Source organism: Bdellovibrio sp. HCB274, assembly GCF_047306075.1.
Taxonomy (GTDB): Bacteria; Bdellovibrionota; Bdellovibrionia; order Bdellovibrionales; family Bdellovibrionaceae; genus Bdellovibrio.
Genome location: NZ_CP178623.1, coordinates 1,669,799 through 1,696,768, shown reverse-complemented (window position 1 = coordinate 1,696,768; position 26,970 = coordinate 1,669,799). Strand labels below are relative to the sequence as shown.

The window sequence follows — 26,970 nt, the reverse complement described above, 5'->3', positions numbered from 1 at the left end:
ACTTCCTTGCATTTTTCATGGGAGCCGTATTTACTTTCGCCATGAAATATTCCAAATGGTTTTGGATCATCATCGGCATTGCCTTTTTGGTGATCACGCATCAAGTCTTCTGGTGCCCTATTCATGGGGACGGGGCTTTTTATGCGCTAATTATTAAGCAGTTTACGCTCGAGCCTAGCCTCGTATTGCATCGTGCAAACGGAGTTCCATTTTTCGATCACCCTTATTTGTTTTTCTATTATGCCTCTTTATTCACCAAGGTTTTGGGCATTTCCGATTTAACAGTGAAACTGCCTAATTTTTTTATGGCGGGTTTTACATTCTTCCTAATGGTAAAGACCTGCAAAGCTTCTTTCCCCAACTATTTGACTCCAAAAGGCTCAAGCGATCAAAATCCCGTGTTTTGGGCAGGAATGATTTCGATCTTGCTACTGGGTTTAACTGGCGGCTATGAACTGCAAACGCGCCAACCTTCTTTGGATCCAATGGTGCAGTTTTTGGCTTTGTCCGCAGTATTTGTTCTACTTAAATATCAAAGCCACTACTGGGCCGGTATCATACTGGGATTAGCCTTTATGACCAAAGGCACAGAGATGATGGCTCACCTGGCAGCTCTACTGTTATTGCCTTTGATTGGCGATTCCATTCACGAAAGCCTTCGTGGATTGCTTAAAAATTTAGCGAAGAGTTTGATTATTTTTAGCGGTGTTCTTACGGTTTTTGCTCTTTGGTTTACTTGGGACAGAGCTTTCAATATTCATTGGTTCGAGGGATATTACCAGTATCAGTTCGCAAATCGTTTCTTTGCAAAACAGAACTTCTCGTCTTCTGTTGTCGATTTCGCCTTCCTGAAATCGTTGTTTGAAATGTACGGCGGTTGGCTGATCCCGACTGCACTTATTCATGGGTTTTACTTTAAGCAAAACAGATCACTGCCTAAGGTTTGGATTTACTATTGGGTCTATTTGATTATGACGATCTGTGCTTTTTCTTTGATCAAGAAAGACTCATCCCAGCATTACACTGGTATTTATATTTTTGGCTCTATTGGGCTTGCCCAAGGCTTAGTTTACCTATGGACTTCTTGGACCGAAGCCACTCGCGCCAAGGCATTAGTGTGGGCTAAAGGCCTCACTCTGTTTATTTTTGTGGCAGGTCTTGCAGGCGCTATTTATTTTTGGACGACTCCGTACAATAAGAAAGACATTTGGGCTGAGACTCAACGGGTTGGTAAGATTTTGGGGAACGATCCAAGCAAGGTTGTGGTTATCGATCCGAACAGCCCTTGGCAGGAGCAGATGTACTGGAATTTGAGATGGTATAGTCCGAATGCAATTTATTGGAAAAATTTGGATCAGCGCACTACCGTAACTCCTGGGCAGGCTGTATTTTGGATTTCTGCGAATGAAAGCGGCAAAGAAATAAATGTTCAGGAGATTCCTGCGGAATTGGACGCACACTGATTCATTCTTGAACCGCGCGCAGGGCGTCGACCTCTTGCAAGTTTGACGCGTCGACGACTCAATAATAGTCTTTCGAAGAATATTTTTCCTGGAGTCTTTATGGAAATGAATCGCAACAAAATCGCTGAACTGATTCTACAAAAGCTAGAGGCTAACAAAGAAAGTCTTAAGCAGCAGTACGACACATCTTCTGATAAAATTGGCGCATTCTTTTTGGACGACGTTTTACCAAATGATGTCGCCCAATTGATCTATTCAAAATTCCCTGCTCCAGAACAAATGACTCACAAAAAAACTTTGCGTGAGTCCAAGTATATAGCTGCTCAAATGGATAAATATGACCCGCTCTTGGAAGAGGCTCTTTTCGCATTCCAAGATCCACGAGTGGTTAAAGTGGTCGGCGAAATCTGCAGTATCAAAAAACTTGTTCCCGACGAGCATTTGTATGCCGGCGGCATTTCATTGATGACTCAAGAGGGGTACTTAAACCCTCACATCGACAATTCCCATGACAAAGACCGTGATCGCTGGAGAGTTTTAAACATTCTTTATTACGTCAATCCCGATTGGGAACATGACTTCGGTGGCAATTTGGAAATTTGGCCCGGCGGTATGAAACAACCTCAGACAACATTCGTAAGTAAATTTAACCGCCTCGTTGTAATGGCAACTCACAATAAGTCATGGCATTCTGTAAGCCCAATCAAGGTAAGTCGAAATCGTTGTTGCGTTTCGAACTACTATTTTTCAAACGAGCCCCTTAAACAGACAGATTCATTTCACGTCACCACATTCCGAGGCCGTCCAGAGCAGCCGGTTGCTGATGTAATTCTTCAAGGTGATGGTATGTTAAGAACAATGATTCGCAAACTCTTCCCCAAAGGAATTGGGAAGCTATCCCACTTTTATAAACGCTAGATGTTAAACCTCTCTCGGCTATACTGTGAGAGGGTATTTTTAATTGAACTTGGCATAATTAGTAAATAAACTCGCTTGCATGCTTCTAATTACAGTTTGGCCTTTCATTCTTGCCCTGGCTATTTCGGCATTCGCGATTCCTATCATCATCCGGGTCGCTGATGCAAAACACTTGATGGATGAGCCTGACTCGGACCGTAAATTTCATTCCCATAGAACGCCAACGCTAGGCGGAGTAGCAATCTTTGCTGGAACGGTAATTTCATTCTCAGCGATGATCGATTATATCGGCGCCAATTACGATATTAAGTTTATGGTTCCTGCATTCCTTCTATTGTTTTTTACCGGCATCAAAGATGATATTCTTAATATGCCTGCGGTAAAAAAACTCATGATTCAGTTTATTGCTGCTGCGCTTTTAACTGTTTTCGGAACTATGCGATTAACGAACCTTTGGGGGATGTTAGGAATTACTGACATCTCTCCTGTTGTTGGAATGGCTCTTACATTTATCCTGATCGTTGCGTTAATAAATGCTTTTAATCTGATTGATGGCGTAGACGGCCTAGCCGGTGGATTAGGATTTATTGCCTCCATGTTCTTTGGCAGTTGGTTCGCATTAACAAACTCGCAAGCACTAAGCATTCTTTCATTTTCATTGGCCGGCGCCCTCCTAGGCTTTTTATTTTTCAACATCCACAAGGCCAAAATCTTCATGGGCGACACCGGATCAATGTTGATTGGCTTTGTTATTTCCATTTTGGTGATTAAATTTATAGAGAATAATCGCCTACCTGGAATTGAACAATCTCCATACTACATTAAAGCCGCACCTGGCGTAGCTGTTGCCGCCGTAATGATTCCTTTGTTTGACATGAGTCGAGTGTTCTTTCAGAGAATAATCAAAAAAAGAAGCCCGTTCAAAGCAGATCGTAACCATATCCATCATATGTTGATCGATTTGAAGTTATCGACAACCGCAACGACATTATTTCTATATGTGATGGCAATAGCACTTATTGTCTTATCACTATTTCTTAAGGAACTTCGCTCGATGGAGCTTTTGATCGTATTGATCGTCATAGTTTCATTTGTTAATTTAGCAGTCATTTTAATCAGACGTAAAAAACAAAATCTGTCTGGAACCCTCAATGTCTAAAGCCGTCGTTGGATCTGTAGTAACCTTCAACCCTTCATGGCCACTTCTACAGACTACTATTCGCTCATTTCTTGCTTCCTGGCCGGAAGCAAGTGTTGTAGTTTGGGATAACTCACCAACTGACACGACTAGCGACAAACTTAAGATTTTTGGCGATAAAGTTTCTTATTTAAAATCACCCGGCAATTTGGGTTATGGCACTGGTCACAATGCCGTATTTAATCACGTAAAAGGATACTGCCAATATTTTGCGATATTGAATCCCGACCTCGAAATACCTCCGGATTCAATAGGCCGTCTTATTAACTATTTAGATGAGCATCCACATTTTGGAATGGCTTCAGGTAGTATTTATGGTCTGGATGGAAAGCCTCATGCAGTTCACAAACCGGCACCGACCTTCTGGAAGTATCTAAGAATTCTTTTGGGAAGAAAGTTCCATTCGTTGGCCCTTTCAAAAGAGGTCGAAAACCCCTTCTTCCCGTTGCCAAACCATCCCGTACAGATTCCGGTTATCAGTGGATGCTTTATGCTCTTTAAAGCAGATCATTATCGGGAGCTGGGGGGCTTCGACGAACGCTTTTTCCTTTATTTCGAAGACTATGACTTATCTTTACGATCATTCAATATGGGAAAAAGCATCGTAGTTCCTGAAGTTAAGATTTCGCACAATTGGGAGCGCGCCAGCCACAAAAGGATGAATTTACTCCTAATCCATCTCCGGTCTGCGATAGCGTTTTATTGCAAATGGGGATTTGGCTCCAAACTTCGTAACCGAACTCCTAGCCCAAAGTAATGAAGAGTAGCTTAAAGTTAAACACATTTTACTTATTTATAGTTCAGGGAAGCACTCACCTACTTCCTCTAATTACCTTTCCGTATCTGGTTAGGGTATTAGGCCCAACGGGATTCGGTACATTGGCATTTGCACAAGCAACAATTCAGTATTTTACCTTACTTACCGACTACGGATTCAATTTAAGCACCTCAAAGGCAATTGCTCAAAACAGCAAAAGCCACACTGAGGTCGAAAGAATATTCTGGTCGACCTTTTTTGCCAAAATTGCCTTAGCAATAATCAGTTTCATGGCTCTATGCACGTTGGTTTTAGCCGTAAAAACATACAGGGAAATTGCAGATGTTCTGTTTTTTTACTTTATCGGTGTAGTAGGTAGCGCACTTACACCAACATGGTTTTTCCAAGGTATGGAAAAAATGCGCCCTCTTACAATCTCATCTTTGATTTCGAGAGCGACAATTATACCGCTGACTTTTATGTTAGTAAAGTCACCGCAGGATCTTAGCATTGCTGCCGCATTTCAGGGATCTGCCGGTCTTCTTGTTGGGCTCGTGGGTTTATTTTTAGTTTACAAAGACAAAACAATTAAAAGAATCCTATTTTCCCCAAGAGATATAATCGATTCACTTAAAGACGGATGGCACGTCTTTACTTCTACTGCGGCTATCAGCCTCTACACCGTAAGTACAACCGTCATACTAGGTTTTATTTCCGGCCCTGCGGCAGTTGGACTTTTCAATGCGGTAAATACTATCAAAAATGCAGCAACTTTTGCATTTACACCATTTAGTCAGGCTCTTTACCCACGCATAAATTCACTATTTCAAACCAGCTATAATGAAGCCATTGCACTGCTAAGAAAAGCACTACGAATTCAAGGATCAGTTGCGGCATTTGTTTCGATTATGCTTTTTGTTTTTGCGGAACTAATCGAACAACTAGTGTTGGGTTCTAAGTTCACTGGTGCCGCATTAGTTATCAGAATATTTGCACCAATTCCATTTTTAACTTCGCTCAGTAATATTCTTGGCATTCAGACGATGCTTACTCACGGATATAAAAAAGAATTTAGCAGGATTTTAATTACTAGCGGCTTTTTGAATATTGCGTTGATTTTTCCACTTTGTACACACCTAGCCGCCAAGGGTGCCGCTATTTCGGTATTGCTGACAGAAACCTTTGTAACTATTTGCATGATTCTTTTTCTTAAGAAAAAGAATCATGCCCTATTTGGGCGAGCTCAAGAATAGAAGCTTCAAATCGCTTTCAAATTTTTCTTCTTCCGCTCGAATAATATTTCTATAATGATCGAAGTCTTTGGTCTTTACCTCAAATTGTTCAAAGCATTCGCGGATTTTATTGATAATGTTTGCTTCAACGCCATCTTCATCCTGAAACTTGTATTCAGCCGGAATCGGTACATCCTCGTAGTATTTCGCAGAGCCCTTCATTCCTACTATTATACAGGCGCCACTGATCGCCGCTTCCCGAGGAAATCGGTCTTTGCCAGGATGATTGCCAAAATCAATATAAACCATGCCTTTGGACAATAAATTGGAAACCTGCTCCGGAGTAAGCTTCTCAAGCGCAACAAATTTAATATCGGGCGCTAGTTCCATCAACTTTTTCGTGGTCGCAAATCCCTTGACTGGATTATATAAAACCAGCTTTTCACGCGGAATATCACTACCCTGAGATTTTTTAAAAAAAGAGGAACTAAGATAATCACCCAGATGATGGATATCTTTGCTAAATATCCCTTTCGACAGTAAAAATTGCTTGGCATACTCTGATTGAACCAAATGAGTTGCAATTCCATTCTTAAAATCGAATCTCATTTTGCCGTATAGAATTCTTTTAACAATACGCTTCAGACCCGTGCTATTAACATAGTGATGGCCGAAGAAATTATCTACACTTAACCACCAGATGCATTTCTGAATCTTTTTATACTTGTAAACCAAATCTGTCCGTATTTCAGGAGCAATTAAAACATTTTCAGGTCTGTCTATGACTTTATCTGCAACTAGAACATCATAAACACTAAATCTATCGGGCGTTGGGCTTGGAAGCCACGGGTGGTAGAAAATACGGGCATCAATATTGCACCGTCTTAGTTTATACACTAATTGGTGTAATAACTCGGTTCCCCCAGTTGCGTTTCTTGGATGGCATTGAACAAAAACTATCGAGTCAGGCTTCAATTGAAACATCTAAAAAACCTTCAAAATAATAAAAGCCAAAACCAATGGCCCTCAAATAAAATACCATTGTAATGCTTTAATTGCCTTCGGCACAAATCCAAATTATCATTCATGGAAATAAGCAAGGCATACATATTAAAACTTGGAGAATTCATTGTATCCCAAAAATCATGAATACACTCGATGTATTATTATTCTCAACTGGATCTACTGGGAACAAACTGCGGACGCTATTTCTGAACTACTAAAAACAATTGAAAATACTCTGATCGTTGTTGTGGAAAATGGTTCACCTAACGATTCACTTAAACACCTAGATAGTTATTTAAAGGGAATATCAAATACCCATAACGAAAACGAATACAGTTTCCCCTCATTTAATACAATCGTTCTTCATGCAAACGAAGATAACAAAGGATTTTCTGGAGGGGTTAACTCAGCAATTTCCGCAGCAGAGAATTACTCGACCGAATTTTATTTTCTGCTGAATAACGATGCCTACATAGATGAAATAAACCTTAATGTCTTAACGGAGATTTCAAGGACAAATAAGAATGCCCTCGTTGGCCCAGTAGTATATGACCATAAGCATAAACATGTGACTTTTTTAGGAAAAAAATGGCCTTATATGTTGTTTAACTTCTCATTTCGGCCTCCCGATAATTTAGACACATGGACCTCAGATTACATTGAAGGCAGCTCTCTTTTGTTTCACAAAAGCTTTTTGAATATGAAAATAGAAAAAGATGGCTACTTTATGGATGAAAGGTTTTTCCTTTATTACGAGGACGTTGACCTTTGTCTGGCCGCTAAAAATTTGGGCTTCTGTTGTTTAGTCTCACGACTAGCAAAGGCGACTCACAAAGTTTCGTTCAGTACCGGTGGAGAAAAGAACAATAATGCCCGCTACTATATGAACAGAAATCGCTTTTTAATAGTCAGAAAATGGATGTCAGCTCCACAGAGAGTTTTATTTTATCTTTTATTTTTCACCACCCGATTAGTTCTATTGTCAATAGAGCCCTTAAAAACCAAATCTTTCACATCTAGCCAATATTTATTTGCTTCTATGAAGGATGGAATTTTCGCAAAATACGGGCGAAAGGACTTTTCCAAATGGCATTAATATTGGATATAGGCCGTCCAGATTCAGGAATGGAAAAATACTCTTCCTTTGTAATTGCCAATCTAAATCCAGCGAAACATATTCTATTAGAATCAAAGTACAAAAAATATTCGCATCATTTTACACGTGGTACGCATTCAGTACGATCTTACACCAGCCCTAAGGATATCATTTGGAAAACAATTTTTGTCTTACCCTACTGGCTGCTAGCGGCGGTTTTCTTTTGCATCATTAAGAACCAAAGAACAATATACCTTCCCTACTTCAATCATTGGAATGTTTTTTTTGCGGTCGTATATCGGCTCCTAGGAGGGAAAGTTGTACTAACAGTCCACGATGGAAAAATGCATCTGGGCGACTATAATCCGATTACTCAATTCCTCATGAATCTGAATATTCTCCTTGCGACGGACATCATTGTGCTATCAAATCACGTAATATCAGAAATTCCAAAATCACTGCTAAATGGTAAGAAAATCCATCTTGTTCCTCACGGAATTATTGAAGTGAACGATGTGATTCCCTTGGAAATAGTCACCTCCAAACCGACCATTTTATTTATTGGCAAAATTAGTAAATATAAAGGCATCGAACTATTGCTAGAGGCTATGAAAGACATCCCAGATGATTCTTACGAAAAACTCGTCATCGCGGGAAAAGCCAATTACGAAATTACGTTTCCACCAAATCCTAAATTCCGAATTTTGAATAAATGGCTAAGCGCTACTGAAATTGCCGAACTAATAAATGCATCTGATATCATGATTTTTCCTTATTTAGAAGCAACACAGTCTGGCGCATTAACCCTGGCAATATCAGGATGCCGTCCAATAATCTGCACAGATGTCGGCGGCCTTACCGAACAGGTAAGCCCCGAAGAGGCTGTCATCGTTAAGCCCCTATCTGAAAGCATTTCAAAAGCTGTTTCTGGCTTAATTCAAGACACAGAAAGAAGAGCATCAATGATCAAGTCGTTGAAAAATAAAAAACAAGAATTGAGCTGGGCGGAACTAGGTAAAAAAATCGATCAGGTTATTGGTTAGATTGGGCCTTTTTGATGGCCTCCAGAAGGCCAAGTTTATTCTCCTCATCCGGTTCAAGGTAAGTGCCTTCTGCCCACTCATTCCAGGCGTTAACAAACACAAATGGAACATCAGCTTCGCATGATCTTTGATACTGCTTTTTAAAATAAGTAGAAAATTTTTTTACAGAAAAACCGGTTAGAACTAGTCCTCTAGTCCCTTTACGAGGGGTATTATCCCAATCCACGAAAGCTCCCAGATATCTGTTTTCAGAAATAGGCCTCATTAAAATCCTTTTCCAAAGGACGTCATAATCTAACAAATCCTGAACAATTTGTGATTTAGTTTGGATACGATTCCATACCTTTCTGATTCGTGTAATATTTTTTCGAAAGAAACGCGTCAAGAATGGAAGTTCACTGCTGATTGTAAACATTGGCTCAAAATCTAAGGTTGCATCAAAACAGGGAACAGATACACTAGACTCAAAATAGGTGTTCATTCCAACTACATGCAATCCAACGAAACCTTTTTCAGTTGCAAGTTCTCGCCAAAATGAAATCATTTCACTTAGATTCGGAATACTGGAAGGACGATAAATAATAAACATCGGCTTGTTATCCACACAAATATATCGAACATCCTGAAAGGCCTTTCCAAGGTACTCAAAATGTGCCCGCCATTCTTCCTTTCCCCCATACTCCTGTGGCATCAAAACTTGCTTATCACCACCATCCCATGCGCGAGTCCAGGGTTCGTTAGCCCACGCTAAGGCAAATCTTTGATTGATACTTTGATTTTCCAACAGACTATCGAACGGTCTCTCCAACAGCCTGCGACCATTAAACCAATAGTGATAATATACGAAGCCATCAATACCGTAACGATTCGCCAAAGAGGTTTGCCACTCGATTGTACTTTCATCTAAGATATTGTAGTAATTTGCGTTCAGAGGTGCTCTTGGCTGTCTGTGCCCAGTAAAGAGATTCTTAGCTCGTTTAACGTTAGTCCATTCTGTAAAGCCTGCCCCCCACCATTCATTATTTTCGGGGATTTCATGATACTGAGGAAGAAAAAATGCAAGGACCTTCGACTTCGTCATAACTACTACCTATCAAATTTTTTTATTACTTTTGCTGGAGCACCGACCGAAATCGAAAATGCCGGCAAATCCGATGTAACAACCGAATTAGCACCGACAATTGCCCCTTTACCGATTCTTATCCCTGGCATAACAACAACGCCATCACCCAAAAATACATAATCTTCGATTACAACCGGCTTACCCACTAACGCACGCTTTTTAGGAGCCACCATTAGTTCACTACGGCTTTCCGGCAATCCATGATGATGATCAGTAATGAGTACTTTACTGGCAATCAAACAATAGTTACCAATTCGAACACTATCAACTGCCGCAATATGCACACCTTCACTCATGCTAACCTCGTCACCAATCTCGATAAGAGGATCAAACTGTTGACCTTGATACTCAATGACGGATTCAATCCATGCAAAACGCCCTACAAAAACATTAACGCCAAATTGTATCTTCGTAAGGTTTTCAATTCGGCAGCAATCGCTGACCACGATTGAAGAGTTAGACAACCGAAAGCGCCACCAGCGAGTGCGCAGACTGTTTTTTACACGAGAAATGAATTTAAATAACAAGTATGTCATTTGAGTGCTCTCTGATGTTTAACCATTCATCTTTCATTTGAAAAATACTGATTCCATACTCCTGCAAAATTTCCCAGTCTTTCTGTGAAAAACGAGCATACTTACGATCTTTGTCAAAAATAGGATTATAGGCAATTCGATATTCCTGAGACGAGTATTTTAACCAAACCAAATCAACCATTTCCTTGTCGACAATAATGAAGTGTTCTTTCAAAGCCGTATAATAACTTTCATAGTCAACTTCGGAGGAAACTCCAATACCTCTCAAGAATTTCCGATGAATGTAGATTTCCGCAATATCGTCTTCCGATATTTTCCGCAAGGTATATGGTTCCTTTGAATACTGGGCTGCCGAAAATGATCTTGAATCGAGATCTTGATTCCAGAATAGTATCAAATCAGCGAGAAGACCGAATTGAAACATGTCACACATTGAATAAGGTCGATACCGAAGAACATTCAAACTTAACTCTATAATTCTTTCTTTTTGAAGACCAGGTTTTAGCAATGGGTATCGCTTTAAAAGAATCATAAAATATGGAACCGTATTTGGCGCATAAAAACGCTGATCAGTACGTGTTTTGAAAGCGTATTTTACACCCAGCTCCCCTAATTTTCGGAGACCGTTTATCGTTGATACAATTTGAAAATTAATATTATTCCCACCGGAAATTGATGGTTTGTCATTTTCAAGAATATGAACATTCAAATTTTCAAAATTGATCCTGAATTTACCAACTTCATTTCTCCACGTTGACAGGACTATTTTACAACCCGGAACACTTTTTCTATAAATCGCTACAGTTTCTAGAACCATCTCTTGGATACCATCAATTGGTCCCTGGATTACGATGCCAATATCTTTAATCGCCAAAACCTCGTCGTAAAACACGTCACCTGCTAGACGTGGTCTTTCGTGGTGAGTAAAGTATGATCGTCCTTGAATCCGGCTATTAAAAACGATACCAATTCGATCCACGATTCGAAAAAGAAAAACCTCACCGACCAATCTTTTCAATAATACAATGGCAAAGAAAATCAACTTTTCAAAAATTCTAGATTTTGGCATTCAAAACACCCAGACTTTTAAAGTCATCGCTAAAAAGATCTCTCCTTATAGCAAAATAATACATCAATGCAAACAGCACCAATGAAACAAGAAAACTCAAAGACAGTAAAGAAATCTGACCGCTAATTAGGAAGACTAGCATCGCTGCCGGCGCTACCAAGAGCAGGAGCAAATGACTGCGATATAACGCTCGCAATGACCATTTGAATCTACCCACAGAAACCCAAGGACTAAACCAATAACAAGTCAATAATTGTCCAACCATGATCCCGACCGGGACACCGATAATTCCAACCTTCGGAAGCAACAAATAAAACATTAAAACAATAAGGATTACGGAAGAAATAGCAACTTTCGAAAAACGTACAAAACCACTGGCGATAATTCCTGTTGTGAGTGTTACCTGTTGAATTTCTAAGAAAATCAGCACGAAGTATAGGACTATAAATGAGGTGCCAATATGTGCTTTACCTCCCAACCATATTTTTTCCCAAATTGGCTTCGTCACCAACAGAAATAATAATGCGAATGCCGTACTTGTCGAGCTAAACCGATAGATTCGCTTCAAAACCTCATTAAACTTAGAAATATCAGATTTAAACAAATAAGACAAAATGGGGGAGGAAATCGACGATGGAATTGTTAAAACGGACATCAACACCGCACTGATCTGCTGAACCAACGAAAGCTCAACGACAGCAGTAGGCCCCAGAAATCGGGAAACAAAAAACACAGACAGATTGAAAATTCCCAAACTAGGAAGTGCACTAAGAATATACTCTTTTGATGGCGCTAGCAGAATTTGCAATTGTTCTTTTTGAAAACTAACAGAATTGCAAGCGACGGCCTTGAAAATCATGAACATCGATGCACCAAGTAGAAAAATAGACTGCACCAACCACGCGATAGCAATATCGACACTGCTGTCACCTTTTCGAAGAATTAAGAAAATACTAACCAGATAAACAATGCTACCCAACCCCTTAATTGCTTTGTCATGGTTATTTCGTCCAACTGCGACCAAAATTGCAGAACAGGAATTCCAGTAAACACGGAGCAAACATCCGCCAACAAAGAGATAATAAGTGACAATTTCAACAAAGGAATGATTGGCTAGAAAACACCTTTCCACTAACACACAGATAGGAAGGGCTAAGAAAATATAAAGCTTAAATATCAAAAGCGTTTTGACGAGTTTTCCGACTCTATTCTTTGAATCATCCTGACCAAGTGCAAACCCAATCTCCCGAGTTATCGTTACTGGCAGGCCCAGATCTAACAACCCAATAAAAGGCATCGCTGCCAAAAGAACAAACCAAAACCCGATTTCATTACCACTAAGTGTTCTGACAATCAATCCCGAGGCCACAACAGCTGAAAGCGATTGAAGAATCTGACTCAACAATGAGAATCCTATAGAAAGTCTAAAATTCATTCTTCTGCGCCTTAACCTTCAAGTCCTCATATTCCTGAGGAACACCACAGAAAATAACGTCATCGCGATCGATAAGGTCATACCGAATGTCGCGACCATGACTAATTAGCTCATTGTAAAGTGGCGCCACATAGATTTCATTTTTTACTGATCTTCCGGAGGACGTGTAAGCTTCATAAGCCCATAAAAATTCTTTCGCTGATTTGAAATAATACAAACCAGTCGAACATAAATTTGAGATTGGATTTTTTTCTGCAGTTTCTATAACTTGATTGGTACCTTCAGCAGATTTCACGAAGGACCAATTGTCTCCGGATCCACGAAAGACCTCGAGATAACCATCTACGGAATTCTTAAACTTCGGAAAGCTAAATCCTGGCCGAAAGGTGTCGATATTGAAAATTGTAATATCTGTATCGCCGCCCTTATCAATCGAAGATTCCAAGGCAAGCTTCACTGTTTCCGCCTGCCCTTTAGTCTCGCGTGCGAGTTGAACAAGCTCATACGAACTAATACCCATCGCTTGCAACTCACCTGTAATATACTGTCTGGCATTCATCCCAGGAATATCCCTGAAAACGAATACGAACTTCTGGTTATCAAAATACTCTTTAAAGCTAATGACAGAATGATAAAAAAGAGATTTCCCCGCCAACTCTAGCATGTACTTTGGAGTTTTATATCCCATTTCTGAGAATCTTTTACTCAAGCCAGCCATTGGAATCACTATCATAATGAGCCCACTTCCTCTTCAATTTCGAGATATAATCTCAAAGCATTGGCGATAAAGGCGATTTGTCTATCGGGACGATCCTTGTGTAATGGAAGCATTGAGAGAAAGAGATGCACAACCATCGCTCGAATTGATAAATCGTATGATTCTTTCTGCCCGAAGACCATACTTTTAAAGAGATCCTGAATTTCTTCAGAGCCATTTTCCCAAACTATCGAGAAATCCAGTTCATACGAATTCTTAATATCCATTCTATACCGACCGGCAATGATGTAGTCGTATCCACCGTATACAGAATGAGCAAGTTTCGCGATATCGTATTGACTATCCCCATAAATCGACACATTCCCTGCTCCGTCAAGCCCTCGCGGATCGATTACTTTGATGCTATTTACTCTGAAATCATAAAGAATATTGCTAAAACAAAAGTCCCCGTGAACTATTGGAGACATTCCTGTAGATGACGACCTCACCAACTTTGTCACAATCTCAGCAATTTGCATAAGCGAGGGGCAAATGCGACCATTGAGAATCCAGGTTCGATAAATATCAGTCCCTGATTCTTTGGCGAATTCTGTCAGCCTTTTTTTTGTCTTGTCGAACAAAGTTTCTGGATCGCTGATTTGTTTACAAGAGCTACTTGTGTGTTTCGCGCACATTTTAAAAAATTCTTTGCAGGATTCAAAAATACCAGCCCAAACGAAGACCGGCAACTTGCCAAAAACATACAAATCGCTAATGGGTGAAAGATAGAGATACTCAATCTGATATCCTGATTTCCCGACAGAATTTTCTCCGAGAAACTGCGGTGTAAAGATGCGCAAGTCTGCCGGAACGCTTTGATACCAATTTGCTTCTGCTCGCATTTTTTGGGAATCATCGCTTTCCTTCTTTACGACTCTCGGAGAAATCTCCAGATCATTGAAAGATCTTTGCGTTGTAATTCTGGCTTTAGATTTATAATAACTATGGAGATGACCAAAATCCAACCAATGATCGGTCGTTTTTAATTGAGGCTGGAACGCAGTAAAATAGCTGCTAACGGCTCCAACAAATGAATCTGCAACACTGAGATACTTTCTAAAATCCTGAATATGCGAGAATGAAAAATATCCTGCAAGTACCTTATCCGACATTCCACTTGGCCTGCGGTTGCTAATTCGAATCTTACCCGCATCTCCAACTTCCACACTCCCCCACATATAATACTCATTTGTGGTAGAGACTGAAATCACATTTTGATTTGATATGGGTAAATCCCGAATTAAAGTATCACCATGAAGAATACGTAGCTCTTTGGCTTTATGACCGTATAGATCAATTAGTTTAATCAAAGCGCCACTCAATGAAAGAGTGCTGGGTAAAAAAGCGATTTCAAAACCCAAATCCTGAATTAAAGAATGATCAAAATCAGATACTGGAAATTCCTCAGGCAATGAAATGACTTTTTTACCCGCAACGGAAGAAAACCCCTTCATTTGTTGCACAAATAGCCGCGTATTTCCAATCGGCAAAAAAGACGGAGGTATAAGACCAAATTCGGAAATAAATTCGGCTGAGCAAAAAGCTCCAGACATTATAATAGTCAGACTTAAATTACTGTCCATTTGTTCCCATGGAGCCCTCTAGCAAAATATCTTTTGCCAAAATGGCGTCCAGTTCATCTTTGGAATATCTTAAAAACTCAGCAGGACGTACTGCACGGTCATCAATATAAAATCCATCCTCACCACACCACGGTTTTCCCACATGTATTTCATCGAATGGAACATTGTACTTTTCGAGCCACGAAATAATAATTGGCAATGTTTTAGCATTGATGTGTCCAATTGAATTTGCATAAGTACGCATATTTCGACTAGTTTGTATTATTATATCGAAACCCATTGCCTTATATTCTTTTAGTTTTAGAATCATATCCAAGCGTGGCTGTACTTCCAAATACGACTGCTCTGGCAGTTTTCTTTGAGTGAGCGTTCCATCTAGGTCAAAAACCAGTCTTTTCATTATGTAGCACCTTCGAATCGATCAAGTATCACATGGCGCAAACTAATATCCCAAGAAGGCAAAGCAACTCCAAAGTCGTTCATAAGTTTCTCCGAATCCATACAGGAGTTCATCGGACGCTTTGCTGGCACTGGATATTCACTAGATAAAATCGAGCAAATACTCTTGGTTGTTAAGTTGAGCGAACCGCCATATTCCTTAACTTCAGAAAAAATCTGTTTAGAGAAGTCATACCAGCTAACTCGGCTATCTCTTGGAGTCATATGATAGATTCCGCTTTTGTTTTCTGCCAATCTTAATAGTATTGCTGTTGCACTCGCTATATCTCGAGACCAAGTGGGCGCACCTATTTGATCAGCAACAATATTCAGCTTTTCTCTTTCTTGGAAAAGTCGGATCATCGTTTTATAAAAGTTATTTCCGCGATTTCCGTAAACCCAACTAACTCTAAGAATTAGATGCTCACATTCAACTTGTTGAATATATTTTTCACCGAGTGCTTTAGAACGTCCATAGGCATTCATTGGACAGACTTCGTCTGACTCAATATATGGACTGTCTTTTGTTCCATCAAATACATAGTCAGTGGAATAATGTATAAGTTTGGCACCAATACTTTTTGCCTCTTCAGCAATAGTGCCAACAGCTTCACCATTTATCTGATTTGCAAGATGCTCTTCGGTTTCTGCTTTATCTACTGCAGTATATGCCGCAGCATTAATAATATGAGTTGGCTTAATAGATTGAATTGCCTCTCGAATCGATGCTAAATGCAAAAAACTGACGTCTTTCGATCCTAAAGCAACTACTTCACCTATAACGGAACAAGCTCGTTGGGATTCCCAGGCAACTTGGCCATTTTGGCCAAAAATAAGAATCTTCACGAATAGACCTCTGCCTTTTCAAACGAGGAACCTCTTAAGTCTTTTTCCGACAACAGTGGTGTACTCATTTCAGGCCACTTTACACCGATGTCTCCGTCACTCCACAGAATGCAACGATCGTACTCAGGATAATAGTAGTCAGTAGTTTTATATAAAAAATCTGCCGCATCAGAAAGAACGCAAAACCCGTGGGCAAATCCTGGTGGCACCCAAAGTTGTTTCATATTTTCTCCACTCAGAAACACACCATACCATTTGCCAAATGTTATCGAAGACTTTCGTAAATCTACAGCCACATCGAATACTTCACCGGATGTAACTCTAACTAATTTACCTTGAGGATTCTGTATTTGATAATGCAACCCCCGCAGTACTCCCTTCGAGGAGCGTGAATGATTATCCTGTACAAACTGATAGTTCGTACCAGTCAGTTCGTTGAATTTCTTTTGATTAAAGCTCTCCATGAAAAAGCCGCGGGAGTCCCCGAACACTGTGGGCTCGATGATGTAGCAGTCTTTTAAAGGAGTTTCCTGAACCTTCACTACACACCCTCTTCAGCTAGCTGAAGCAAATACTGCCCGTACCGATTTTTCTTTAAAGGCTCGGCAAGTTTAAGCAACTGATCTTTGGAAATGTATTTCATGCGGAAGGCAACTTCCTCAGGGGCCGCGACTTTTACGCCTTGGCGGTGCTCAATTGTCTGAATGAACATGCTGGCCTCAAGCAAGCTTTCATGTGTGCCCGTGTCTAACCAAGCAAATCCGCGTCCCATAGTATGAACGTTCAAATTGCCTTTTTCCAAATAAACGCGATTTAGATCGGTGATTTCAAGCTCACCACGTTTTGAGGGCTTCAAGTTTTTTGCGTATTCCACCACGTTTTTGTCGTAGAAGTATAAACCAGTCACAGCAAAATTTGATTTTGGCTGAGCAGGCTTTTCTTCAATTGTTTTTGCTTTACCCGCAATATCGAATTCCACGACACCGTAGCGTTCTGGATCCAAAACTTTATATGCGAAAACACTCGCACCAGATTTCAAGTTGGCCGCTTCTTGCAACATTTTGCTGAATCCCTGGCCGTAGAAAATATTATCGCCTAGAACCAAGGCACACTCTTCCCCATTGATGAACTTTTCACCAATGATGAAGGCTTGCGCAAGTCCGTCTGGAGACGGTTGAACAGCGTAGGATATATTTACTCCCCACTGCGAACCATTGCCCAGCAATTGTTCAAAGCGTGGCGTATCCATAGGTGTAGAAATAACTAAAATATCTTTGATCCCAGCCAACATCAAAGTCGTCAGCGGGTAATAGATCATTGGCTTATCGTATATCGGCAAAAGCTGCTTACTGACAACAGTAGTCGCAGGATACAAACGTGTGCCGGATCCACCAGCAAGGATAATTCCCTTCATTACTTGCGCCCCTCATAGTTCTTATCAAGCCATTCGCGGTACGATCCGGAAACGACATTGCCAACCCAAGTTTCGTTGTCCAAATACCATTTGATGGTTTTTGCCAAACCGGTTTCAAAGTTTTCTTTTGGCTTCCAACCAAGTTCTTTTTCAATCTTGGTCGCATCAATTGCATACCGTTTGTCGTGGCCAGGGCGATCTTTAACGAATACTTTTTGTGTCAGATAGCTTTTGCCATCTGTGCGCGGACGAAGTTTGTCCAAGGTGTTGCAAATTGTATCGACTACTTCGATATTCTTTTTTTCGTTCCAGCCACCTACATTATAGGTTTCGCCCAGACGGCCGTTTGCAAGTGCAAGCTCGATAGCCTCGCAGTGATCAACCACATACAACCAGTCGCGGATGTTTGAACCATCCCCATAGATTGGCAGGTCTTTACCTTTAAGAGCATTGTGGATCACGATGGGTATTAACTTTTCAGGAAATTGATACGGACCATAGTTGTTAGAGCAATTTGTCGTCACCACCGGCAAACCGTAAGTATGGTGATAAGCTCGTACCAAATGATCACTCGCAGCCTTAGAAGCTGAATAAGGACTGTTTGGCGCATACGGTGTGGTTTCGCTAAAGGCAGGATCATTCATTTCAAGACTGCCGTAAACTTCGTCTGTAGACACGTGCAAGAAACGGAAAGCTTTCTTTTCCGCCTCAGCCAATGTGCCCCAATAGGCGCGAGCAACTTCCAACAAATTAAAAGTACCCACGATATTTGTTTGAATGAACTCTCCCGGACCATGGATAGAACGATCCACGTGACTTTCAGCTGCAAAATTCAAAATCGCACGAGGCTTGTGTTTCGCTACCAAATCAGCCAAAGACTTTTGATCCAAAAGATCCACTTTAGCGAAAATGTAGTTGGGATTGCTCTCAACTGTTTTAAGATTTTCCAGATTACCCGCGTAAGTGAGTTTATCAATATTAACAACAGGTTCGTTGTGTTTGTTCAACCAGTTCAGAATAAAATTGGAGCCGATAAATCCAGCGCCGCCTGTAACAAAAATCATATACTTTCCTCACCTAACAAAAACCGAGTTCAAAATTCTAACTAATCGTTTACCCTACTCAAGCCATTTTTCGTTTGGCCTTGTGCTGCATTATAACTGCGGACAAAACCAAAAGCATTGGGTAAAACCATAAACCTTCGAAACTCGAAATCGACGAATAAAAAATAAACATAAAAAGCTGAGTCACAACCAAAGAGAAGGCGGTCTTAACCCAAATATCCTGGTTTCTGAAAAAATCAGGGATAGACATTATCATCAGAATTGCGACCACTCCCCAGATGAACGCAAAATAGAAAACGCCCATTTGAACCAGCATTTGCAAATAGCTGCTGTGTTGATCATTAAAGCTGAATTCAGGATCGACATACTTTTCGCGATACTCGACCCCTTGCTGATCAATAAATGCACGCAATGGGGCTTCCACGGATTCAAAACCCGTTCCTAAAAACAGGTGCTCTTTTGCAAACTGCAGGTTTACTTGCCACATATGCAGGCGTCCCGCATTGGAGGCGTCCTTCGATGTCACCACGCCATTTTCAGTTTTAGCGCTAAACGAACTTTGTAGGCGATCAAGCGTACCTGGAACGGCAAGCGTGGAAAGCACCACAAAAACTAAAAAGCCACATAGCAGTTTTAAATACCTTTTTCCTGAGATTCCCAGCGCGAAAATTCCGACGATGACCGCCAACCAAGGGCCTCGAGTATTGGCCAAAACCAGAAAAGCCAGAGAAAGCCCCAACATCAAATAAACGGCAATTTTTTCAATTTTCTCAAACTTGGCAATAGTTTGTTCATGACCTAATAGGGCAAACAAGGCCACCGATGTACAAGAAAGAAAATAACCCCAACGACTGATATCCCAGAAGCTTGCTACTCTGGTTGCGGAATTAAAAGTCCAATTCCACTGATTTCCGAAGATGAAAATGGAGTTAGCAAATGAAACAACAAGTCCTACCGCTAACGACCAACAAAAGAGCTTAAACGCCTTCTTGTCCTGAAATAGTAACGAAAATGGAATGATGTAAAGAGGCCAAGCCCAGCTACTGAAAACTTTTGATGCCGCTTCCGCTCCACCGATAGAAACCCAACTGACTAATATCGCCAAAGGAAAAATACTTAAGATAACTAGAAACCATGGATTTTGCTGAATTGATTTTTTCCAGTCGATTTTAAAAACCGACCACAACAAAAGGACTGTTCCAAAAATACTGATGCCGCTTTTTGAAACGAATAATGAAACTGCAAACAACGCCCACAATGCCAACCATAGTTGACGGACGAACTTGGATTCAGATCCCAGCGGGGATTTTGGTTGCGACAAAAACATCGAACACTCTTTCTTGAAAGCGACAACTATAGATGACCTTTCGGCAATTTCCAATAATACCGCTGACTGCCGCACTGCGAATTTCAGTCATTTGTGTGATGTTTTCACTCACGCTTGGAACCGTATAACGATGGAATGGATTCGCGGAAATAGTCGCGGACAAATCTTAGGAAACAGTGTGCTTAGTTGCCGAGGCTTGAAGTGCCTAAATTAATCGCAATTCTGATGATTAAAACAGAACACATAGATAGGAATTTGCGTCGTTATGCGTTGTAATAGGTCTGACGTGTGGTAGCATAACACCATAACCATCGAGAGACCATGATCGCACTAATCGTCCCCTGCTATAACGAGGAAAAACGGATTAATCTTGAGGCATTTACTCAAGGTGACTCTATGGGTATTGAGTTTTACTTCGTTGACGACGGCTCCAAGGATCGTACGGCTTCAATCATTGAAGAAGCCTCCAAAAAGTATCCATTCATCCACCTTGTTAAACTTCCTAAAAACAGCGGCAAAGCTGAAGCTGTTCGTCAGGGTATGATTGAAGTTCAGAAAAAAGTCAGTTTCGATGATGAATCTTGGATTGGTTTTTGGGACGCCGATCTGGCGACTCCCCTGGCGGAGATCCCTAAAATGCTCCAATACGCAGGTCACTATCGCCATGTGGATTCTATTTGGTGCAGTCGCGTTTATCGCTTGGGGGCGGATGTGCGCCGCTCCCCGATGCGCCATTACCTGGGCCGTGGCTTTGCGACCTTGGTGGGCGAGCTTTTGCATGTTAAAAGCTATGACACTCAATGTGGAGCAAAGCTATTTAGACCTTCCACAATTCAAACAGCGTTCAGTGAAAAATTCATTGGGAAATGGGTTTTCGACGTTGAGATTTTGCTGCGCTTGAAAAACTATGCCGTCATCGAATATCCGGTTACAGAATGGCGGGATGTTCCTGGTTCGAAAGTGAAAATTCACCGTGAGATTTTCCGAGTGCTTTGGGAAATTTTGAAGATTCGCAAAAAGTACATCAAAAATTAGCCCCTGCCCTACCGACAGCTGTCTGTTTAACGGACTCCACCTTATTCAACTATCAATTTGCTCGGCCCTCGTGCAGGCCTCCCATTTGCATTCCATTTATCAATAAATTCCTGCATTTACGCAGTATTTACATTGAATATACGGTGTGCTATAATGAAGTTCGAATGGGACGAGTTTAAAAACATTCTGAATCGGAAAAAACACGGAATTACCTTCGAGGACGCCATTCTGATTTTTAATAGCGATTTTACTATAACGTATGACTCTTTTCATTCATCAGACCAAGAGGACCGCTATTGGGCTATTGGACGCAATCACTTAGGAGTTATCATCGTAGTTTTTACTGAAGTTTTGGACGATGTTTATAGGATAATTTCAGCACGAAAAGCCACACGAAGCGAGATTGTAAACTATGAAAAAGCATAAGAATATAAAAGACGCTATGAAAGCGGCAAAGCAAACCAAACATCCGCAGAAAGTTGCTGCGCAGGCAAGTACCGATGTTAAAGTCAGTATTTCTATTCGCCTTGATCTTGAGGTTTTAAACTGGCTTAAAAGCGAAGGACAAAAGCAGGGTATTCCCTATCAAACGTTGGCTAATTCACTTTTAAAAAAAGCCTCTACGGAGTCTTCTCTAGAGGATCGATTGGAAAAGATAGAAAAACTAATGGCATTAAAACTAGGTTAAGCAAAATACTGCTTATACCACGCAGCCGTCTTTTCAATTCCCTGCTCTGCCGAAACTAAAGGCTGCCAGGAAAGTTCCCGCTGAGCCTTTTCACAGTTTAGTAAACCGTGAACGGAACCTTTGGTGGCTAGTTGGAAATTCTGAACAGAAGCTCCCAGGAATCTCGCTTTGAAAACCTGAGCAGCTTGCCCAACCGCCATTTGATTTCCTGCGCCCACTCCGAAATTCCAGGCTCCTGAAAATTTCGGGCCTTTTTCAAATAAGGCCTCGGCCAATACGGTAAGCGCACTAACACAATCATCAACGTGCATCCAGGGACGAATGGATTCAGGATTTTTCAAAGGCAAGTCCAACCCTGCTTGCGTTGCCTGCGCCAACTGATAGATAAAACTCTCAGTGGCGAAATCTCCTCCGCCGATAACGCTGCCCATTCGTGCTGTCGCTAAGGCGATTTTATGTTTGTTGTATTTTTCCGGCGCAAACACGCCCTGCAGATAAGATTCAAGGATGAGATCAGTACAGGCCTTAGCTGTTGCTGCCGGAGCTTGCCCGGCCAGAGGGGTTTCTTCGGTCGCTGCACTATTCATACTGCCAGCTGTGGTATCGCCAACAATGTTACCGATACTTGAGGGCGAACGATAAACTTTATCGGAAGAAAGCATCACGACCGCCCGCACAGTCGCGGTTTCTCGCAAAGCCTCTAACAAGTTAACGGAACCCATGATTTGCGAGGAGTAAGTATCGCTGACATGATTCCAGGAATCGCGCAGTCCCCCGCCACCGGCCAAATGGAAAACCACCTGGGCTTCGGAATATTCAAGAGCCGCTTTAAGTGCCACGGCATCACGAACATCTCCGAAGGTAGAGTTAATACCTTGTCCGATGTTTGCGACTTCAAAGAAATTGGGATTGCTTGCTGGGGGAAGTGAAAATCCGAAAACTAAAGCTCCCGCTTCTTTTAAAGCCAAAACCAAGTGACTGCCGCGAAAGCCGGTGTGCCCGGTAATGAAGACCCGACGTCCGCGCCAGAACTCTAAATTCATCCGCGAAGCCCTTGCTCCACGCCTTCGCCTCTGTGAGTGGGATGCACCCACAAAGTCTCGTTACCATCATAGTTCCAGTAAAAACCGACAGGATCTGTGTCGTGAATCGCCACTCGCAATGCACCTTTGCCTTCTGTTGCCTTCATTTTAAGCAAAGTTGCCGACAAGGATTGCTTGTTTAAATCCCCACTTCCAGAGGGCACACAGTTTTCTTCGTACATGCGCGCAAGCAAAGAAAGCTCAACCAGATTGAAAACGGATTCACGAATAAAGTATTTATCAGAGTGAAATGATGTCATGGGAATATTCTAAGGAGCCACGCCCACAGATTCAAGGCCTTATTAGCCTGGACCAGCCACGGTTTGCACCCGCAATATCTTTTTGCCAGGGGAAGCTCCCACAAACTCGCTTAAGAAATCCTGAAAGACATTCCCGAAGTTCACGTCGGCCAGATAGTACAGGTTCTTCGAGCGCACCAGATACGGTGTTAACTCTCTGCCACGGATACGGGTTTCTGCCATTATTTCGACCTTCGTTTCATTGGTCGGAATCGTTTCTGGATGCATGGAAAGTCCCGGGTGCGAACAGTGAGTGCTGCGTCCATGGTAAAAGAATATACAGCGATCAAAACTGACTTTTGAAAATGAGCCCATATATCGCAGGCCCAGTTTGCTATTCAACTGCTCCCCCAGGGACCAAATATTGTAGCCCATCCAAACAACATTCTGCCGCGAGGAAAGAAAATCCTCGATGAGGCGCTTCGGAACACGGTTATCAAATTCGGTATTCATAATGAAATTCGCCTGACAGCGTTCCAACTGGCCGCTGGAGTACCCGTTCATTTCAACAAAGATCCGTTTGAATTCGCGAAACTGTTCAAACACTTTCAGCGCATCTTCGAGTTTCCTGGAACTGTCGTAAACGACCGTAATGCATTTTTCCTGGGGCTTTTGCGACACCTGAACCACTGCATAGGTCGCAGCGGTGATCAGCAAAAATATCCCAGAAAAAATCAGCCGTTTCATTTAAGACTGACCTCGGCAGGTTCTGGGAGTTCCACCCCAAAATGCGCAGGCATTTGATGTTCCGTTTTTATCCAGGCTGGACGTTTTCCTGTACGCTGACTTTCCCGGTATTGACGATGAGCTTTCAGACTTGCAAGCACATTCACTGCATTGGCAACAAGCCATCGCACTGGCACCATGGCGGCCTGACTGAAATCATTCACGCGATGAACGGCGAGCATCCTTTGAATGATTCGTAAAAGCATGGCGCCCGCATTAAATGCCAGCAGCCACGAGAATAGTTCTGTTCGCATTACGGCGGGAATATCCCCTTCAACCGCAGCCGTTCCGACCATACCGATTAATACCACCAACGAAGCTACAGTGAGCACACTGCAAGCAGGTCCCTTACGATCACGCAGCAGGAAATAGCGATCTACCAAACCGCCACTCCATTGAATATTGGCCAGTCCCTGATAGGCAATCCCCAATGTCCAGCGCGACTTTTGCCGAACACTTGCGGAAAAGCGATTTGGGAAGTATTCGCGAGTGGCGATAAATTCCTTTTGTCCGTTTTCATGAACCAGTTCAACACAGGCAAAATGTGATTTAAATCCTAAGGGTTTTGCGATAATCCCCAAGTGATAGTCTTCAGTTAAAGTGTCCTCTTTCATCAACTGCCCGTCTTGTTGGGCCATCATGGTTTTTACAAATGCACGGGAAATACAGGTCCCCACACCTGCAGAAGGAATTGCCGCCCCCATAGCCTGGCGGACTAGCAAATCTTTAGTGTGCGATTCACTGAATTCATCGATATAGACTCCGCCAACCAAAGAGGTTTTTGGAACATCGAAGGAGAAAACCGGAATCTGAATAAAATCGGCCTGGTTGCTATAGTAATTTAGCAGCGTGAATGCGTGCGGATGCACGACGTCTTCAGAATCCTGAAGCAGAAGCAAGTCCATGCTTTTGCCTGTGGAGGTTTCGGATTCCATAATTTTTCTAGCAATTTCATTCAGCATTTGCCCCTTGGAAGTTGGACCTGGTTCAGAATTCACCACGACCACGACTTTATCGGGATACATTTTTTCCAGACGAGAAGCTTCCTGCCAGGTCTCTGTATCGTTTGGGTATACTCCCAAGAAGAACGTGTAATTCTGATAGTCGATGCCGCGAATATTTCCGCGAATCATCGGGCCGATGACTTCGGCCTCTTTCCAGTTTGCGATCATGATGGCGATGTGTTTTTCGGGATTCGCTTTCATGCGTTTTAGCGCCTTGATAGGCAGGCGCAGTGGGCGCAGGCGTTTTGCTAATGCTACCGCATCAATAAACAGATCATCCAGAATAAACAAACTGGTTGCGATCACTACGATGAAAGTTAAAACTGAAAATAGATCATCAAACCCAGGCATCGCCATTAAAACTGTCCTCCCAAAGCCAGCAAGCCCTCAAGCTCGCCTTCAGAAGTGTGCTTTTGGAAAGGATGAAAAACCAGGGCACTCACGTTCCAGGATTTCTCACTCCAGGTTGCGCGTCCCCCGGCACGCCATTCAGTCATGGTCGGTCCCAGATCATTGCTGTTACTGACTCTTTGATAGATTTCGCCGTAAGCGTCTAAAGTAAGCTTCGCTTGAGTGAACCAGCGATAGCCTTGTTTCAGCCAAACCAGGGTCACAGGAGTTGGGTCTAGACGCGGAACATAGGCGGATTCGAAATATCCTTCAGAGAAATTTTGGGTCATCCCCCACATCTGTAAATGGCCGGCACTGGCAATCATACGGGGATCCCAGGTGCTTGAAGGCTCTTGCCCGTCGATTGACATCAATGTGCGGTAGCCGACCTGGCCTTGGAGTTTTACTCCCGGATAAAATTGCAGTTGCAAACCCACATTCGGGTTCACGGTGTTGTCATAGTATTTGGAGATTGCACCCGGGGATTGGTACTGAACGTTTGCGCCCATGTAGGCGGACAGTCCTAATGAACCGATATCGGTGATGGGCTGATAGTAGCGCAGTCGGGAATCCGTTACGAAATCATAGTCATAGTAGTAACTGCTTTCAGAGTAGAAATCGAAAAAACCTTTTTTCAGGAAGGTACTTTGTTCTTCTGAAATCACCGTGGTCGAGCGATTTACCACATCCGGGGCTGCGGCGTCGGCACTGCCTCCCTGACTTTGCGCCTGGGCTTTGTGACCCATCGACGTCATTATCGCCAAGGTTCCGAATAGTACAAATTTAGCTAATGAGTGGTGTTTCATGACTCTCCCTTCGTTCAGACAAAAACTGAAATTAAAGGATCGAAAAACCAAAGAGGAGTTACAGACAGGAAAGTCGTTATTCCCTGCCAGAAAACAGTTTTATCAAGGGAGGCGAAGAATTGCGTGGCGCATCGAAACGGTGCGTATATCAATTCCTTTTTTAGAGGAGTAGCCTGTTCGGTATGACTGCTAAAAGAATTGAAATCGAATCAAATGTTATGGATGAACGCCGCACGACCGGTCATCTGGAAGTGAAAAGTTTTAATCCCGCCGAGAAAACTCAGAACGCGATCAAGAAGCTTGCATTGTGGTGGGGCCTGGCGCTGGTTTCAATTTTAATTCCGGTATTTCACTTTGTATTGGTTCCACTGTTTTTCTTTTTGGGGTTTTTCTTCGCCCGCAAGGGCTACAAATCCGAAGGCCAAGTTCTAAGTGGCCAAACCACCTGCCCCCACTGCGGCACCGAAGTAAAAGTCGCCAAAGCCGAACTCAACTGGCCCATGACTGAAATCTGCCAGGGTTGTGCTCGGGTAATTCGGATGGAACCAAGAGAACTCCCAAATATCAAGTCATAAGATTTAGGGCATATTCAAGCCGTCTTTAAATTTAGGTATTTAGGTATTCGGGAAATATATA

At 42.1% G+C, this 26,970-nt stretch carries 29 protein-coding genes; 11 read left to right on the top strand and 18 right to left on the bottom strand.

The annotated features are described in order from the left end of the window. The first annotated feature begins 41 nt into the window (after positions 1 to 41). From ACLWNV_RS08240 to ACLWNV_RS08220, 5 genes are all read left to right on the top strand, one after another. Positions 42 to 1,463 carry an ArnT family glycosyltransferase gene (locus ACLWNV_RS08240; protein ID WP_413587453.1) on the top strand — a complete coding sequence of 474 codons (1,422 nt, stop codon included), beginning with the start codon at positions 42 to 44 and terminating at the stop codon, positions 1,461 to 1,463. Positions 1,464 to 1,562: 99 nt separating this feature from the next. Then, complete coding sequence (locus ACLWNV_RS08235) at positions 1,563 to 2,381, top strand: 2OG-Fe(II) oxygenase (protein WP_413587452.1); 819 nt, start codon at positions 1,563 to 1,565, stop codon at positions 2,379 to 2,381. A gap of 79 nt (positions 2,382 to 2,460) precedes the next feature. Further along, positions 2,461 to 3,540, top strand: a complete 1,080-nt coding sequence (locus ACLWNV_RS08230) for a glycosyltransferase family 4 protein (RefSeq protein ID WP_413587451.1) — start codon at positions 2,461 to 2,463, stop codon at positions 3,538 to 3,540. Then, complete coding sequence (locus ACLWNV_RS08225) at positions 3,533 to 4,336, top strand: glycosyltransferase family 2 protein (protein ID WP_413587450.1); 804 nt, start codon at positions 3,533 to 3,535, stop codon at positions 4,334 to 4,336. Before ACLWNV_RS08230 ends, ACLWNV_RS08225 begins: the two co-directional genes overlap by 8 nt. After that, entirely contained in the window at positions 4,336 to 5,589 is a 1,254-nt protein-coding gene (locus ACLWNV_RS08220) for a flippase (protein ID WP_413587449.1), read from the top strand. The genes ACLWNV_RS08225 and ACLWNV_RS08220 overlap by 1 nt, the downstream gene beginning before the upstream one ends. Here ACLWNV_RS08220 and ACLWNV_RS08215 read toward each other — a convergent pair. After that, a complete protein-coding gene (locus ACLWNV_RS08215; protein WP_413587448.1) occupies positions 5,566 to 6,552 on the bottom strand; it encodes a hypothetical protein in 987 nt (328 codons plus the stop codon). The genes ACLWNV_RS08220 and ACLWNV_RS08215 overlap by 24 nt on opposite strands. 145 nt (positions 6,553 to 6,697) lie before the next feature. Here ACLWNV_RS08215 and ACLWNV_RS08210 point away from each other — a divergent pair, with 145 nt between their 5' ends. Then, positions 6,698 to 7,669 (top strand): glycosyltransferase family 2 protein, encoded by a 972-nt coding sequence (locus ACLWNV_RS08210; protein WP_413587447.1) that lies wholly within the window; start codon positions 6,698 to 6,700, stop codon positions 7,667 to 7,669. Further along, on the top strand, positions 7,660 to 8,712 hold the full coding sequence (locus ACLWNV_RS08205; protein WP_413587446.1) for a glycosyltransferase: 1,053 nt from the start codon (positions 7,660 to 7,662) through the stop codon (positions 8,710 to 8,712). The genes ACLWNV_RS08210 and ACLWNV_RS08205 overlap by 10 nt, the downstream gene beginning before the upstream one ends. Here the strand turns inward: ACLWNV_RS08205 and ACLWNV_RS08200 are convergent. The 12 genes from ACLWNV_RS08200 to ACLWNV_RS08145 are packed head-to-tail and all read right to left on the bottom strand — an operon-like array spanning position 8,702 to position 20,304. After that, complete coding sequence (locus ACLWNV_RS08200; protein ID WP_413587445.1) at positions 8,702 to 9,793, bottom strand: glycoside hydrolase family 99-like domain-containing protein; 1,092 nt, start codon at positions 9,791 to 9,793, stop codon at positions 8,702 to 8,704. The genes ACLWNV_RS08205 and ACLWNV_RS08200 overlap by 11 nt on opposite strands. A gap of 5 nt (positions 9,794 to 9,798) precedes the next feature. After that, complete coding sequence (locus tag ACLWNV_RS08195) at positions 9,799 to 10,371, bottom strand: acyltransferase (RefSeq protein ID WP_413587444.1); 573 nt, start codon at positions 10,369 to 10,371, stop codon at positions 9,799 to 9,801. Further along, the gene (locus ACLWNV_RS08190; protein ID WP_413587443.1) at positions 10,352 to 11,440 is read right to left on the bottom strand and encodes a WavE lipopolysaccharide synthesis family protein; all 1,089 of its coding nucleotides are present in this window, start codon (positions 11,438 to 11,440) and stop codon (positions 10,352 to 10,354) included. Before ACLWNV_RS08190 ends, ACLWNV_RS08195 begins: the two co-directional genes overlap by 20 nt. Next, positions 11,427 to 12,875, bottom strand: a complete 1,449-nt coding sequence (locus tag ACLWNV_RS08185) for a hypothetical protein (protein ID WP_413587442.1) — start codon at positions 12,873 to 12,875, stop codon at positions 11,427 to 11,429. Before ACLWNV_RS08185 ends, ACLWNV_RS08190 begins: the two co-directional genes overlap by 14 nt. Beyond that, the gene (locus ACLWNV_RS08180; RefSeq protein ID WP_413587441.1) at positions 12,865 to 13,593 is read right to left on the bottom strand and encodes a glycosyltransferase family 2 protein; all 729 of its coding nucleotides are present in this window, start codon (positions 13,591 to 13,593) and stop codon (positions 12,865 to 12,867) included. The genes ACLWNV_RS08185 and ACLWNV_RS08180 overlap by 11 nt, the downstream gene beginning before the upstream one ends. 11 nt (positions 13,594 to 13,604) lie before the next feature. Then, entirely contained in the window at positions 13,605 to 15,215 is a 1,611-nt protein-coding gene (locus tag ACLWNV_RS08175; RefSeq protein WP_413587440.1) for a capsular biosynthesis protein, read from the bottom strand. Further along, positions 15,205 to 15,615, bottom strand: coding sequence for an HAD-IIIC family phosphatase (locus tag ACLWNV_RS08170; protein WP_413587439.1), 411 nt, complete (start codon positions 15,613 to 15,615; stop codon positions 15,205 to 15,207). Before ACLWNV_RS08170 ends, ACLWNV_RS08175 begins: the two co-directional genes overlap by 11 nt. Next, on the bottom strand, positions 15,615 to 16,499 hold the full coding sequence (rfbD, locus tag ACLWNV_RS08165) for a dTDP-4-dehydrorhamnose reductase (protein ID WP_413587438.1): 885 nt from the start codon (positions 16,497 to 16,499) through the stop codon (positions 15,615 to 15,617). The genes ACLWNV_RS08170 and rfbD overlap by 1 nt, the downstream gene beginning before the upstream one ends. Continuing rightward, a complete protein-coding gene (gene rfbC / locus ACLWNV_RS08160) occupies positions 16,496 to 17,041 on the bottom strand; it encodes a dTDP-4-dehydrorhamnose 3,5-epimerase (RefSeq protein ID WP_413587437.1) in 546 nt (181 codons plus the stop codon). Before rfbC ends, rfbD begins: the two co-directional genes overlap by 4 nt. Next, positions 17,041 to 17,913, bottom strand: a complete 873-nt coding sequence (rfbA, locus tag ACLWNV_RS08155; RefSeq protein ID WP_413587436.1) for a glucose-1-phosphate thymidylyltransferase RfbA — start codon at positions 17,911 to 17,913, stop codon at positions 17,041 to 17,043. Before rfbA ends, rfbC begins: the two co-directional genes overlap by 1 nt. Continuing rightward, positions 17,913 to 18,977, bottom strand: a complete 1,065-nt coding sequence (rfbB, locus tag ACLWNV_RS08150; RefSeq protein ID WP_413587435.1) for a dTDP-glucose 4,6-dehydratase — start codon at positions 18,975 to 18,977, stop codon at positions 17,913 to 17,915. The genes rfbA and rfbB overlap by 1 nt, the downstream gene beginning before the upstream one ends. 58 nt (positions 18,978 to 19,035) lie before the next feature. After that, positions 19,036 to 20,304 carry an O-antigen ligase family protein gene (locus ACLWNV_RS08145; RefSeq protein ID WP_413587434.1) on the bottom strand — a complete coding sequence of 423 codons (1,269 nt, stop codon included), beginning with the start codon at positions 20,302 to 20,304 and terminating at the stop codon, positions 19,036 to 19,038. A gap of 321 nt (positions 20,305 to 20,625) precedes the next feature. Here ACLWNV_RS08145 and ACLWNV_RS08140 point away from each other — a divergent pair, with 321 nt between their 5' ends. The 3 genes from ACLWNV_RS08140 (at position 20,626) to ACLWNV_RS08130 (ending at position 22,027) form a co-directional block, all read left to right on the top strand. Then, entirely contained in the window at positions 20,626 to 21,339 is a 714-nt protein-coding gene (locus tag ACLWNV_RS08140) for a glycosyltransferase (RefSeq protein ID WP_413587433.1), read from the top strand. A gap of 153 nt (positions 21,340 to 21,492) precedes the next feature. Further along, positions 21,493 to 21,765 (top strand): BrnT family toxin, encoded by a 273-nt coding sequence (locus ACLWNV_RS08135; protein ID WP_413587432.1) that lies wholly within the window; start codon positions 21,493 to 21,495, stop codon positions 21,763 to 21,765. After that, complete coding sequence (locus ACLWNV_RS08130) at positions 21,752 to 22,027, top strand: BrnA antitoxin family protein (RefSeq protein WP_413587431.1); 276 nt, start codon at positions 21,752 to 21,754, stop codon at positions 22,025 to 22,027. The genes ACLWNV_RS08135 and ACLWNV_RS08130 overlap by 14 nt, the downstream gene beginning before the upstream one ends. Here ACLWNV_RS08130 and ACLWNV_RS08125 read toward each other — a convergent pair. Genes ACLWNV_RS08125 through ACLWNV_RS08105 form a run of 5 tightly spaced genes read right to left on the bottom strand, consistent with a single transcriptional unit; the run spans position 22,024 to position 26,334 of the window. Beyond that, positions 22,024 to 23,070, bottom strand: a complete 1,047-nt coding sequence (locus tag ACLWNV_RS08125; protein WP_413587430.1) for an NAD-dependent epimerase/dehydratase family protein — start codon at positions 23,068 to 23,070, stop codon at positions 22,024 to 22,026. The genes ACLWNV_RS08130 and ACLWNV_RS08125 overlap by 4 nt on opposite strands. Beyond that, a complete protein-coding gene (locus ACLWNV_RS08120) occupies positions 23,067 to 23,369 on the bottom strand; it encodes a hypothetical protein (RefSeq protein WP_413587429.1) in 303 nt (100 codons plus the stop codon). The genes ACLWNV_RS08125 and ACLWNV_RS08120 overlap by 4 nt, the downstream gene beginning before the upstream one ends. 42 nt (positions 23,370 to 23,411) lie before the next feature. Then, a complete protein-coding gene (locus ACLWNV_RS08115) occupies positions 23,412 to 24,095 on the bottom strand; it encodes a hypothetical protein (RefSeq protein WP_413587428.1) in 684 nt (227 codons plus the stop codon). After that, complete coding sequence (locus ACLWNV_RS08110; RefSeq protein ID WP_413587427.1) at positions 24,092 to 25,495, bottom strand: glycosyltransferase; 1,404 nt, start codon at positions 25,493 to 25,495, stop codon at positions 24,092 to 24,094. Before ACLWNV_RS08110 ends, ACLWNV_RS08115 begins: the two co-directional genes overlap by 4 nt. Further along, positions 25,495 to 26,334: a hypothetical protein gene (locus ACLWNV_RS08105; RefSeq protein ID WP_413587426.1), complete on the bottom strand. Its 840-nt coding sequence runs from the start codon at positions 26,332 to 26,334 to the stop codon at positions 25,495 to 25,497. Before ACLWNV_RS08105 ends, ACLWNV_RS08110 begins: the two co-directional genes overlap by 1 nt. Positions 26,335 to 26,516: 182 nt before the next feature. On the opposite strand from ACLWNV_RS08105, the gene ACLWNV_RS08100 reads away from it, so the two are divergent. Continuing rightward, entirely contained in the window at positions 26,517 to 26,909 is a 393-nt protein-coding gene (locus ACLWNV_RS08100; protein WP_413587425.1) for a hypothetical protein, read from the top strand. Positions 26,910 to 26,970: the final 61 nt, after the last annotated feature.

Coding starts and splice junctions, on each gene's coding strand:
- ACLWNV_RS08240 (WP_413587453.1), top strand. CDS start 42: ATGAAATATTCCAAATGGTTTTGGATCATCATCGGCATTGCCTTTTTG.
- ACLWNV_RS08105 (WP_413587426.1), bottom strand. CDS start 26,334: ATGAAACACCACTCATTAGCTAAATTTGTACTATTCGGAACCTTGGCG.
- rfbB (WP_413587435.1), bottom strand. CDS start 18,977: ATGATTTTTGTTACAGGCGGCGCTGGATTTATCGGCTCCAATTTTATT.
- ACLWNV_RS08180 (WP_413587441.1), bottom strand. CDS start 13,593: ATGGCTGGCTTGAGTAAAAGATTCTCAGAAATGGGATATAAAACTCCA.
- ACLWNV_RS08125 (WP_413587430.1), bottom strand. CDS start 23,070: ATGAATTTAGAGTTCTGGCGCGGACGTCGGGTCTTCATTACCGGGCAC.
- rfbA (WP_413587436.1), bottom strand. CDS start 17,913: ATGAAGGGAATTATCCTTGCTGGTGGATCCGGCACACGTTTGTATCCT.
- ACLWNV_RS08110 (WP_413587427.1), bottom strand. CDS start 25,495: ATGGCGATGCCTGGGTTTGATGATCTATTTTCAGTTTTAACTTTCATC.
- ACLWNV_RS08225 (WP_413587450.1), top strand. CDS start 3,533: ATGTCTAAAGCCGTCGTTGGATCTGTAGTAACCTTCAACCCTTCATGG.
- ACLWNV_RS08205 (WP_413587446.1), top strand. CDS start 7,660: ATGGCATTAATATTGGATATAGGCCGTCCAGATTCAGGAATGGAAAAA.
- ACLWNV_RS08235 (WP_413587452.1), top strand. CDS start 1,563: ATGGAAATGAATCGCAACAAAATCGCTGAACTGATTCTACAAAAGCTA.
- ACLWNV_RS08175 (WP_413587440.1), bottom strand. CDS start 15,215: ATGGACAGTAATTTAAGTCTGACTATTATAATGTCTGGAGCTTTTTGC.
- ACLWNV_RS08190 (WP_413587443.1), bottom strand. CDS start 11,440: ATGCCAAAATCTAGAATTTTTGAAAAGTTGATTTTCTTTGCCATTGTA.
- ACLWNV_RS08120 (WP_413587429.1), bottom strand. CDS start 23,369: ATGACATCATTTCACTCTGATAAATACTTTATTCGTGAATCCGTTTTC.
- ACLWNV_RS08200 (WP_413587445.1), bottom strand. CDS start 9,793: ATGACGAAGTCGAAGGTCCTTGCATTTTTTCTTCCTCAGTATCATGAA.
- ACLWNV_RS08220 (WP_413587449.1), top strand. CDS start 4,336: ATGAAGAGTAGCTTAAAGTTAAACACATTTTACTTATTTATAGTTCAG.
- ACLWNV_RS08185 (WP_413587442.1), bottom strand. CDS start 12,875: ATGAATTTTAGACTTTCTATAGGATTCTCATTGTTGAGTCAGATTCTT.
- ACLWNV_RS08140 (WP_413587433.1), top strand. CDS start 20,626: ATGATCGCACTAATCGTCCCCTGCTATAACGAGGAAAAACGGATTAAT.
- ACLWNV_RS08130 (WP_413587431.1), top strand. CDS start 21,752: ATGAAAAAGCATAAGAATATAAAAGACGCTATGAAAGCGGCAAAGCAA.
- ACLWNV_RS08215 (WP_413587448.1), bottom strand. CDS start 6,552: ATGTTTCAATTGAAGCCTGACTCGATAGTTTTTGTTCAATGCCATCCA.
- ACLWNV_RS08115 (WP_413587428.1), bottom strand. CDS start 24,095: ATGAAACGGCTGATTTTTTCTGGGATATTTTTGCTGATCACCGCTGCG.
- ACLWNV_RS08170 (WP_413587439.1), bottom strand. CDS start 15,615: ATGAAAAGACTGGTTTTTGACCTAGATGGAACGCTCACTCAAAGAAAA.
- ACLWNV_RS08145 (WP_413587434.1), bottom strand. CDS start 20,304: ATGTTTTTGTCGCAACCAAAATCCCCGCTGGGATCTGAATCCAAGTTC.
- ACLWNV_RS08100 (WP_413587425.1), top strand. CDS start 26,517: ATGACTGCTAAAAGAATTGAAATCGAATCAAATGTTATGGATGAACGC.
- ACLWNV_RS08230 (WP_413587451.1), top strand. CDS start 2,461: ATGCTTCTAATTACAGTTTGGCCTTTCATTCTTGCCCTGGCTATTTCG.
- ACLWNV_RS08135 (WP_413587432.1), top strand. CDS start 21,493: ATGAAGTTCGAATGGGACGAGTTTAAAAACATTCTGAATCGGAAAAAA.
- ACLWNV_RS08195 (WP_413587444.1), bottom strand. CDS start 10,371: ATGACATACTTGTTATTTAAATTCATTTCTCGTGTAAAAAACAGTCTG.